This is a genomic window from Marinobacter goseongensis (assembly GCF_023156235.1).
GTDB lineage: Bacteria > Pseudomonadota > Gammaproteobacteria > Pseudomonadales > Oleiphilaceae > Marinobacter > Marinobacter goseongensis.
In genome coordinates this window covers 1-8800 of sequence record NZ_JAKZAI010000043.1, presented here as the reverse complement: position 1 = coordinate 8800, position 8800 = coordinate 1, and the positions used below count along the sequence as shown (strand labels likewise).

Sequence of the window (8800 nt, the reverse complement as noted above, 5' to 3'; positions counted from 1 at the left end):
TTGAATGATGCGCTGTATTGCTTGCGTTTCTTGCTCATGATTCTCCTCCTTGTGGAGATGATGAATCAGAGCTTAGGCACCTGTCCAAAATTTGGGGTCCACTTCATTTTGTGCTGTTCCTTATGTTTCATCGCGGGGATCCCATCATCTTCACTGAGTCGACGGTTGATGATCAGTTTTACCAATGTTCCGGAGCTTGAGTAGTAAATGATTCAAGCCTGTAGGGGTGCTTCATGTTTGCATGACTAGGTAAAAGATAGCTATCCCGGTGAGCAGTGCCCAGAGCAATCGCACTATGCCTGGTGAAGCGGGATCTTGACCAAGCATTGCATAAGACACTGCAACAGTCAGATCGAACCCCTCTGATACATCCACTGCTTTGACATTTTCCTGATAAAACGCCGACAAAGCCATGACACCGGAGTGGCTAATCTATCGATTCATCAGGTCAGGCCGGAGCTGCCGGTTGTCATTGTGTCTGTTTCCCCTATGAGCAAACTTTTAACCGTTCAGTTGCAAGGATTCATTACTGCCGGAGGCCTTGCCACACTATTCCACTGGTTTGTCATGGCGGCTCTGACCGGCGCAGGGCTTGACGCCACGCTGGCCACCGCAAGCGGAAGCCTGTCCGGTGCAGTTATGAATTATGGACTCCAGCGTCGTCTGGCATTCCGCAATGCCGGCCCTCACCGCCTGACCGCCTGGCGCTACCTGGTGTCCTGTATTTGTGCCTGGCTCTGCAATCTCGCTTTTTTCTTCCTGCTACATCAAATTCTGACCTTGCCGGTCACGCTCTCACAGCTTGTCACGACGGGTCTCGTAGCTGCTCTGAATTACATCGTCTACAAGAGGCTGGTGTTTTATGAACAAATCCCTTGATTTCCATCTCGAGCCGCCAGATGACCGCCTTATCTCCCTGGTGGTACCTGTGTATAACGAGCGAGTCATGCTGCCGCTGTTTTTTGACCGGGTACTGCCCGTGCTTGCCGCGGTCAACCTGCGTCACGAAATTGTGTTCGTGGACGATGGCAGTGAGGATGGCAGCGCGGTTTATATTCGTAATGAGATAAAGCGAACGCCTGGCCTCCGCCTGGTCAAACTGAGTCGGAATTTCGGCAAGGAGGCGGCGGTAACGGCAGGGCTGGAGCATGCCAGGGGCGACGCGGTGATCGTTCTGGATGCGGACCTGCAGGATCCGCCTGAGCAGATCCCCGCCATGATCGAATCCTGGCAGTCCGGGGCAGACGTTGTGTTGATGCAGCGTCGTTCCAGAGCTGGGGAAACCGCGTTCAAACGCTGGAGCGCGCACCTCTTTTACCGGTTGCTGAACCGGACCAGCCGGACCGATATTCCTGTGGATACCGGCGATTTCCGGTTGATGAGCCGTAAGGCCGTAGACGCGATACTGACTCTGAACGAACGTAACCGGTACATGAAAGGACTGTTTGCCTGGATCGGCCTGCCGACCCGTGTCATCCAGTATGACCGGGAACCCCGGGCTGCCGGAGAAACGAAGTGGGATTACCCCGGACTGGTTGGTCTGGCTCTGGAGGGCCTGACCTCATTTTCCGTCTCACCATTGCGCTGGGCGACCGTCATCGGGTTGTTTGCCGCGAGTGTTGGAGCCCTGTTTGGGCTCTGGATCGTGATCAAGGCCATGATGCTCGGCGATGCAACCAGCGGCTATCCGTCACTGGTTGCCATCATCAGCTTTCTCGGTGGCATCCAGCTACTGAGCATCGGTATTGTCGGGGAGTATGTGGGCAAAACCTATCTGGAAACGAAGCAGCGACCGGTCTACCTGGCCGAGGAGGTGCTGGAAAGTCCGGTTGGTGTCAGTCAGCCGTTAAATACGCGGCTGGCGGAGGCGAGTCATGTCAAAGCGATTTAACATCTGGTTCCTGGCGTTGGCAGCGGTACTGGTCAGCCGCCTAATCGGCATGGCGCTGTTTCCTTTTGCCGATACCACCGAACCTCGCTACGCGGAAATTGCCCGCCTGATGGCCGAAACCGGTGACTGGATCACCCCCTGGTTTGAGCCGGGTGTGCCTTTCTGGGGCAAACCACCGTTGTCTTTCTGGGCCCAGGCGTTGGCCATCAAGGTGTTCGGCCTCTCGGAGTTTTCATTGCGCCTGCCGTCCTGGCTGGCAACGTTGGCGATGGTCTGGCTGGTCTGGCGGCTGGCGAAGCAGCTCTGGAATGTCCATGCGGCACTATGGAGTAGCCTGGTGTTCGCCACCATGGCGCTGACTTACATCAGTGCCGGTGCCGTGATGACCGATTCGTTCCTGGCCCTGGGCACGACGCTGACACTGGTCAGCTTCTGTCTGGTGATGTCGGGAGAGGACGGCCCCTGGCGCTGGCTTTTCTTCATCGGACTGGTGATCGGGCTACTGTCCAAGGGCCCGCTGGCAGTCGTACTGGTCGGTATTCCAGTCGTTTTGTGGTTACTCCTTTTCAAACACGAGGTTGCCAGCCTGCGAAAATTTCCGTGGTGGAGGGGGGCTTTACTGACGGTGTTTCTGGTTGGCCCCTGGTATCTGCTGGCTGAACTCAAGACACCCGGGTTTCTGGATTATTTTATCGTAGGGGAGCATATTCGCCGCTTCCTGGATCCCGGATGGACCGGCGATCTGTACGGCAGTGCTCACGATCAGCCCAAAGGTATGATCTGGTTGTTCTGGTTGTGGGCATCGTTCCCCTGGGGACTTGTTGCACTGGTGGGCGTGATTGCCAGCTGGTTTGCTGGTCGAGGGACAGGTCGCATTCGGTTGCCGCTGTCACATCCTGGCTCCTGCTTTCTTTTTGTCAGTGCGCTGGCGCCCATGCTGTTTTTTACCGCCGCGGGTAACACGCTCTGGACCTATGTGCTGCCATCCTTGCCATTTACAGCCATGCTGATCGGTCGTTGGATTTCAGACATGGATTCCGTAAGACTTTTCGGAATGAGGCCGCTGTTGGTGGGATTGGTGCCCGTGCTGCTGACTGTTTTCGTGGGGCTGACTACGGCAGGCCTGATACCGTTCAAGACGGAAAAAGAACTGGTAAGCTATTACCTGCAGGTCAGAAAGCCTGGCGACAGTCCATTGCTCTACCTGGATGATCTGCCATTCTCGGCCAGATATTACTCGCGTGGAACAGCTATGGAAATTTCGGAGGACGATTGGAAGGAACTGCGGCAGCGCGATGGAGTACGACGATTCTATGTGGCTGTTCCCGAAGACTGGTCGGACCGGGAAATCGCGGCGCTATCGCCGTCAGCTGACAAGGTGCTCAGGAACCGCCGCTACCAGTTACTCGCTATAGAGACCCCTGTTCGAAATCTGCAATCGGCGTCGAATGCTGATGGAGCCCTATTGAATGACAGCTAACAGGCCGCCTCTAAGGCTACTGGTCGTGGAAGATCAGGTGGACCTTGCGGAGAATCTTTTCGAGTTCCTGGGTGAGGAACGCTTTTCGCTTGATTTCGCGGCTGACGGTCTGACTGCCTTACACTTACTGGCCACTGAGAGCTACGACGTTATCGTACTCGACCTGATGCTGCCGGGCGTGAATGGCTTCGATGTTTGCCGTCGTATCCGACAGGACCTGCAGTGTCAGACCCCCATCATTCTGATGACCTCCCTCAGTGCGCTCAACGACAAGGAAAAAGGCTTTGAGTGCGGTGCGGACGATTATCTCGTAAAACCGTTTGAATTGCGGGAACTCCAGTTGAGAATCGAGGCGCTTCACCGGCGCCATTCACCGATGAAGCCGGTTCTGCAGGCTGGGGAGATCCGGTTCAACCCTGGCACCCTGGAAGTCGAACTGCGTGGAATGAAAACCACGCTTTCCGGCACGTCGTCCCGGTTATTCGAATTGCTGATACGAGCTTACCCGAATTTTCTCAGTCATACCGCGCTCAGCGATGCCTTATGGGGGGGTGCCCGCTACGGGGATGCCGAGGGAAACAGTCTGCGTACCCATATCTACACGCTTCGAAAAGCGTTGGCGGCAGACCTTGGCAACGGATTGGTGAAAACGGTTCATGGGCGGGGGTATCGTCTGGAGTCTCCCGAAGATGGCGACCGGACGACATCATGAAGTCCTCGTTGACGGCCAGGCTCACCCGAACCCTGTTTCTCCTTATTGCCGCCACTGCGGCGGTGTCCATATTCATTGTTGAGCAGTTTGTCGATGATGTAGAAGACACCATCCTGGATCTTGAACTGAAAGCGGACGCTGAGTATTTCAAGGAGCGGCTTCGCAACGATGAATTCCAGCCTGTAAAAACGGCAAGGCTGGAAGCAGTATTCCTGCCTGAGGGAGAGACTGAGGCGGTGCTGCCGACGTATTTCCAAGCACGCATCCTGCCATTTTCCCGGGAAATCGAAGTCGGCGAGACGACGCTGCTTATTGTCGGGGAACGACTTGAGGAACCCAATGGAAAACTCTTCCTGGCCCAGGATATTACCATCATGGAGAATCGTGAGTTCCTGGTTCAGCTGATCCTGATCAGCGTGGCGGCTGGTATGCTCCTGATCGGCTATTTTATTGCTCGTGGGAGTGCCCGCTATCTGGTGCGTCCGTTCAGAAAATTGACCCGTGAGGTGCTGGGTGCGGTACCTGGAACGTCGGTGCCGCGAATCAACACGAGTTATCGCGATCAGGAATTTTGCGACATCGCCGAGGCTTTCAACCGCTTTCTCTCAGAGCTTGAGCACCACATTGAGAGAGAGAAATCCTTTGTAAAGCTGGCCAGTCATGAACTGCGTACGCCCCTGGCGGTGATGAATGGCGCACTCAATGTGCTGGAGCAACGCCAAAACCTGTCGGAAGGTGATCAGAAGACCCTGGCCCGCCTGCGCAGGGCCATGCAGACCATGCGCGACGACATGGATGTTCTGCTGGAGCTTGCCCGCAGCGAGGCTTCGAGCGAAGGCTCCAGGATGGTTAAGGTGAGTGAGATCGTCCGGACCACTATTGACGATCTGGAGCATGGGCATCCCGACCAGGCTGGGCGCATTACGCTATTTGAAGATAATCCTGATGTGAGAGTCAGAACCTATCCCGTATTGGTGCGTATGCTAATGCGCAACCTGTTGCAGAATGCTCTGCGCCATACCAGGTCACCTGTTGAGGTTCATATGCTGTCGAACGGAATTCTGGTAAAGGATTTTGGTTCAGGTCTTCCTGACGCAGTGGTAAAAAACCTGAGGGTCTCGCGTGCAACCGGCGGCGGCTTGCCCAGAGCAGACCAACTCAACAATACAACCTTCGGTTTGCTCATTGTACGGTTGGTCTGTGAACGGCTCGGCTGGGGGCTCCAGGTTACACAGTCAGATGACCGGGGCACCGAGTTCATGATTGAGATCGGCAACCGGGGGTGATCAGTTTTACTGTTTCTGCATTTCATTCCAGATGCTGAATTCCCGTTTGCTCACCTTCAGGTCCCGGTCGGCATCCAGGTGATCGAGGATCAGCGTTGTTCGGGTTGAAGAGTCCAGGCCTCTATCGCTGGCATCTTCAACGCAATCATTCCGGCGGCTGAGTTCCTTAATCGTCAAATAGCCATCGCCGTTCTGGTCCATGCAGTCGAATCCTTGTAGCGAACCAGGGTGCAGAGGCGTAACGTCCGTGTCGAAGTTAGTCTGCTGGTGCTTTGGGTGGTATAGGTACTGCTCCTCGGCATCCTTGGTTGAACTACCCTCACTGGCGAACGCCGGGGTCTGGCTGACGACCGCCGCTCCCAGAAAGAACACCGCTAATGTGGCATTCAATTTAATCATCATCGGACCCTTGTTGGTGGGTAGGTAGTCCATATGAGCGGTTACTGTACAGTCTCAATGGCAGGAGGGCATGGGCCAGAGCTTTGTCAACCAGGCTTGCAGGCGGTTCCAAGTCAACATAAGTGGTCTTTTCGCTTTGATTGGAATAAACACCAGCTAAAGGCCTCTGATCGGGTCGTAACACAGTTACGTTAAAATCTTGGTCCATCCATGCATAATAATCGTTGAACTGCATCATTGCCCGCCCGGGCTCGTCCGGAAACGCTGCCAGGTCACGGCCCACTAGGGGATGTTCACTCGCTATGCCCATGAGTGATAGCAGCGTCGGGGCAAGGTCGATCTGGCTGGTAACTGTCCTGATGCGCCTGCTTTCAAGATCGGCGCCCAGTATCAGGCCCGGAATCTGGAAGTTCTTGATGGGTACCAGTTCGTCACCCCAGACCCTCGCGTCATGGTCGGCAACGATCAGGAAGAGCGTATCTTCCCAGTAGGCACTGTTCCTGGCGGATTCGATAAACTCACCCAGGGCATGGTCCGCGTATTTGACAGCGTTATTGACGGTGTTTTTTTCCGCGTCATAGGGATCGATGCGTCCGTCGGGATACTCGAAAGGCGTATGGTTCGAGGACGAAAATACCAGACGGAAGAAAGGCTTCCCCGAAGCATGGAGTTGCTTGAGGTCCTGGTGGGTCTTTTCAAACAGGTCTTCATCACTGACCCCCCAACTGCCAGTAAACACCGGGTCAACGTAATCCTGCTGGTCGACAATGGAGTCAAAACCGTTGCCGGTAAAGAAGCTGCGCATGTTGTCGAAATGCGCCTCCCCGCCGTATATGAATCCAGTGTCATAGCCCTCTCTTTTCAACAATTCCCCGAGCGTAAAGAACCCGGTCTGGGAAAGGGACAGCTTTACGACACTGCGTGCCGGCGAGGGTAGGAAACCAGAAACCACCGCCTCGATGCCGCGAACGGATCTTGTTCCAGTGGCGTAAAGGTTCTCGAACCACCAGCCCGAACCCTTCAGGGCTTCCAGGCGCGGGGTTACCGGCCGGCCCCCCAGCGATTCAACAAAGGTCGCACCAAGGCTCTCCTCCAGCACAATCACCAGGTTAAGTGGTCGTGACCGGGTTCGTGCCGGGGTCTGGTGGTGCAATGTCGGATATTGCCCGGAACTGAACTGCGTATTGCGCAGCCACGGCTCATCGCGTACTTCGTCCACTATCTCGGATATTTCCATAGTGCCATAACGGTCACTGGCGTCCGCCTCATGCTTGAGGTTGTAGACGGCGAACGCAACGGACCAGCTTGAGTTGAGAATCAGCGAGTTCACCAGGGCGTCAGAGGTTAGTGCGAACATGGCGGGGTTGGCGGGGCGATGGCCCGTGGTGGATCGGATGCTAATGAACACCAGGAGCACCACCATCGGCCACACCAGTAACATTTTCCGATAGTTGCCTGGCCTGGCCTGCCGTACCCATGCTCCCATAAGCCAGGCGAATAGGGCTGTCAACGCCATGACCAGGAAAGAGCCCAGCAGGACGGTGGGCAGATAGCCCTCCCAGAGCATGCTCAGAATCTCCCGCGGATAGTTCAGGTACTCAATAAAGAGCCGGTTGGGTCGGGAATCGTATTCGGCAATGAAGGTCGGCGTGGCCAGTTCCATGAACAGAAATGCAAAAACCACGACCAGTGCCCAGAGCATCGTGAGGCGCTTCCAGAGTGCCCAGCTGTACCGGTGGCCCATAATCGGCAGGAGCAATACCAATGGTGCTACCACCATACCGGCTATGATCAGATCCACTCGCAGGCCGTGAAGAAAAATATCTGGCCACACGGGGGTTGGCTGGACTCGATCAAATTGCCACGCGACCAAAAGGGCACGGGACAGCCCCCCGATAATAAGGACCGAGCAGAACAGCATCAGTATCGGGGCATAGGCTCCCGCCCAATTGAACCAACGATATACATGAGCGGGGAGGGATTGCTTTCTGATGAACAATGACGTCATGACTGCACTCGTAAGTAAAAGCGGAAAAATCGGCCTGGAGCGGTGGCGTGAAGGATAGAGGGATGTTCGTCAGGCAGGGGTCGTGGAAATGTCAGGAATTTGTCAAAAGTCCTACTAGCACGTTGAGCATGTCGGTAAACAGGGTGGTAGGAATCTGAAGGGCCGGAGTTAATCAAAGCGAACATTAAAGATAGACGAATACGCAACAATCATTGGTATCGCTGGAGGAAGTTTTGCTCTCGTCAATCAGAACGTATATTCAAAAGCGGCTCCAGACCTTGAACTTTCCTGCATGGTTCTTGAGATCTCAGCGAAAACCTTTAAATGAATTGCGGATGCCGTCGACAATGTTTGTTGTCGCCTCGACTACTCCATGGATCTCGGCTTCAGCAGTCAATGCCAATTCTTCAGTAGATCTCTGATTGCGCTGGGCCGGGGTTCGAACCTCATCGGCAATGACGGAAAAGCCTCGGCGCTGCTCGCCAGCGCGGAGTGCTTCGATGGAGGCATTAAGGACAAGAAGGTTTGTCTGCTCGGCTATGATCGGACTCCACCCCATTCAATGACACTCGGTGGAAAGTGCAACGACGTTTATAGCTCCATCATAAGACACATCGTTTGTCCTCAAGGAACCACTTAACGCGTCTGGATAATACACCTCTGAAACTTTGATGGCCCAACGCGCTACTTCAAGAGTTCGAACGAGGCTCTCGCGGGTCTGATTAAAACGCGGCAGGGATTCCGGCACGAGCTGCTAGCGATTTCTTGCTTGCTGGCCAACCGTCGCAACATAAAGTCCTTAACCGTTACTCAATGCAGAACGTGTGTCCCAGACCCGCAGAAAGTCTCGATCAAAAACTCGGCCCTGATGTCCAGGCTGAACCAGCCCCAGAAGTTGCTGTTTAGCGCTCCAGAACCAGTGCAACCACGATGCCGGCCAGTAAATCGTAAGCGGCCGGTAATCCCATCTTGAGCCAGGCGCTGCCGCCGTCAGGATAGTGTCCACTTATTTTCTAGTGGACAC

General features: G+C 54.9%; 8 protein-coding genes. 5 read left to right on the top strand and 3 right to left on the bottom strand.

Features of this window, described 5'->3' with window-relative positions:
* Positions 1-423 precede the first annotated feature (423 nt).
* From MLC70_RS17840 to MLC70_RS17820, 5 genes are read left to right on the top strand one after another with little or no spacing between them, the layout of a single operon-like run.
* A complete protein-coding gene (locus MLC70_RS17840; protein ID WP_226611481.1) occupies positions 424-879 on the top strand; it encodes a GtrA family protein in 456 nt (151 codons plus the stop codon).
* On the top strand, positions 863-1891 hold the full coding sequence (locus MLC70_RS17835) for a glycosyltransferase family 2 protein (RefSeq protein WP_036993185.1): 1029 nt from the start codon (positions 863-865) through the stop codon (positions 1889-1891). The genes MLC70_RS17840 and MLC70_RS17835 overlap by 17 nt, the downstream gene beginning before the upstream one ends.
* Positions 1875-3371 (top strand): ArnT family glycosyltransferase, encoded by a 1497-nt coding sequence (locus tag MLC70_RS17830; RefSeq protein WP_074777314.1) that lies wholly within the window; start codon positions 1875-1877, stop codon positions 3369-3371. The genes MLC70_RS17835 and MLC70_RS17830 overlap by 17 nt, the downstream gene beginning before the upstream one ends.
* The gene (locus tag MLC70_RS17825) at positions 3361-4083 is read left to right on the top strand and encodes a response regulator transcription factor (protein ID WP_248185792.1); all 723 of its coding nucleotides are present in this window, start codon (positions 3361-3363) and stop codon (positions 4081-4083) included. The genes MLC70_RS17830 and MLC70_RS17825 overlap by 11 nt, the downstream gene beginning before the upstream one ends.
* Positions 4080-5369: a HAMP domain-containing sensor histidine kinase gene (locus MLC70_RS17820; protein WP_248185790.1), complete on the top strand. Its 1290-nt coding sequence runs from the start codon at positions 4080-4082 to the stop codon at positions 5367-5369. Before MLC70_RS17825 ends, MLC70_RS17820 begins: the two co-directional genes overlap by 4 nt.
* 6 nt (positions 5370-5375) lie before the next feature.
* Here MLC70_RS17820 and MLC70_RS17815 read toward each other — a convergent pair whose 3' ends face one another.
* From MLC70_RS17815 to MLC70_RS17805, 3 genes are all read right to left on the bottom strand, one after another.
* Positions 5376-5771 (bottom strand): EF-hand domain-containing protein, encoded by a 396-nt coding sequence (locus MLC70_RS17815; RefSeq protein WP_226611485.1) that lies wholly within the window; start codon positions 5769-5771, stop codon positions 5376-5378.
* Positions 5761-7776, bottom strand: a complete 2016-nt coding sequence (locus MLC70_RS17810) for an LTA synthase family protein (protein WP_248185786.1) — start codon at positions 7774-7776, stop codon at positions 5761-5763. Before MLC70_RS17810 ends, MLC70_RS17815 begins: the two co-directional genes overlap by 11 nt.
* A 307-nt stretch (positions 7777-8083) precedes the next feature.
* Positions 8084-8335, bottom strand: a complete 252-nt coding sequence (locus tag MLC70_RS17805) for a methyl-accepting chemotaxis protein (RefSeq protein WP_069184683.1) — start codon at positions 8333-8335, stop codon at positions 8084-8086.
* Between the last annotated feature and the right edge of the window lie 465 nt (positions 8336-8800).

Excerpts from the sequence above, each read along its gene's own strand:
- MLC70_RS17835 (WP_036993185.1), top strand. The coding sequence starts at position 863 with ATGAACAAATCCCTTGATTTCCATCTCGAGCCGCCAGATGACCGCCTT.
- MLC70_RS17830 (WP_074777314.1), top strand. The coding sequence starts at position 1,875 with ATGTCAAAGCGATTTAACATCTGGTTCCTGGCGTTGGCAGCGGTACTG.
- MLC70_RS17825 (WP_248185792.1), top strand. The coding sequence starts at position 3,361 with ATGACAGCTAACAGGCCGCCTCTAAGGCTACTGGTCGTGGAAGATCAG.
- MLC70_RS17820 (WP_248185790.1), top strand. The coding sequence starts at position 4,080 with ATGAAGTCCTCGTTGACGGCCAGGCTCACCCGAACCCTGTTTCTCCTT.
- MLC70_RS17815 (WP_226611485.1), bottom strand. The coding sequence starts at position 5,771 with ATGATGATTAAATTGAATGCCACATTAGCGGTGTTCTTTCTGGGAGCG.
- MLC70_RS17810 (WP_248185786.1), bottom strand. The coding sequence starts at position 7,776 with ATGACGTCATTGTTCATCAGAAAGCAATCCCTCCCCGCTCATGTATAT.
- MLC70_RS17805 (WP_069184683.1), bottom strand. The coding sequence starts at position 8,335 with ATGGGGTGGAGTCCGATCATAGCCGAGCAGACAAACCTTCTTGTCCTT.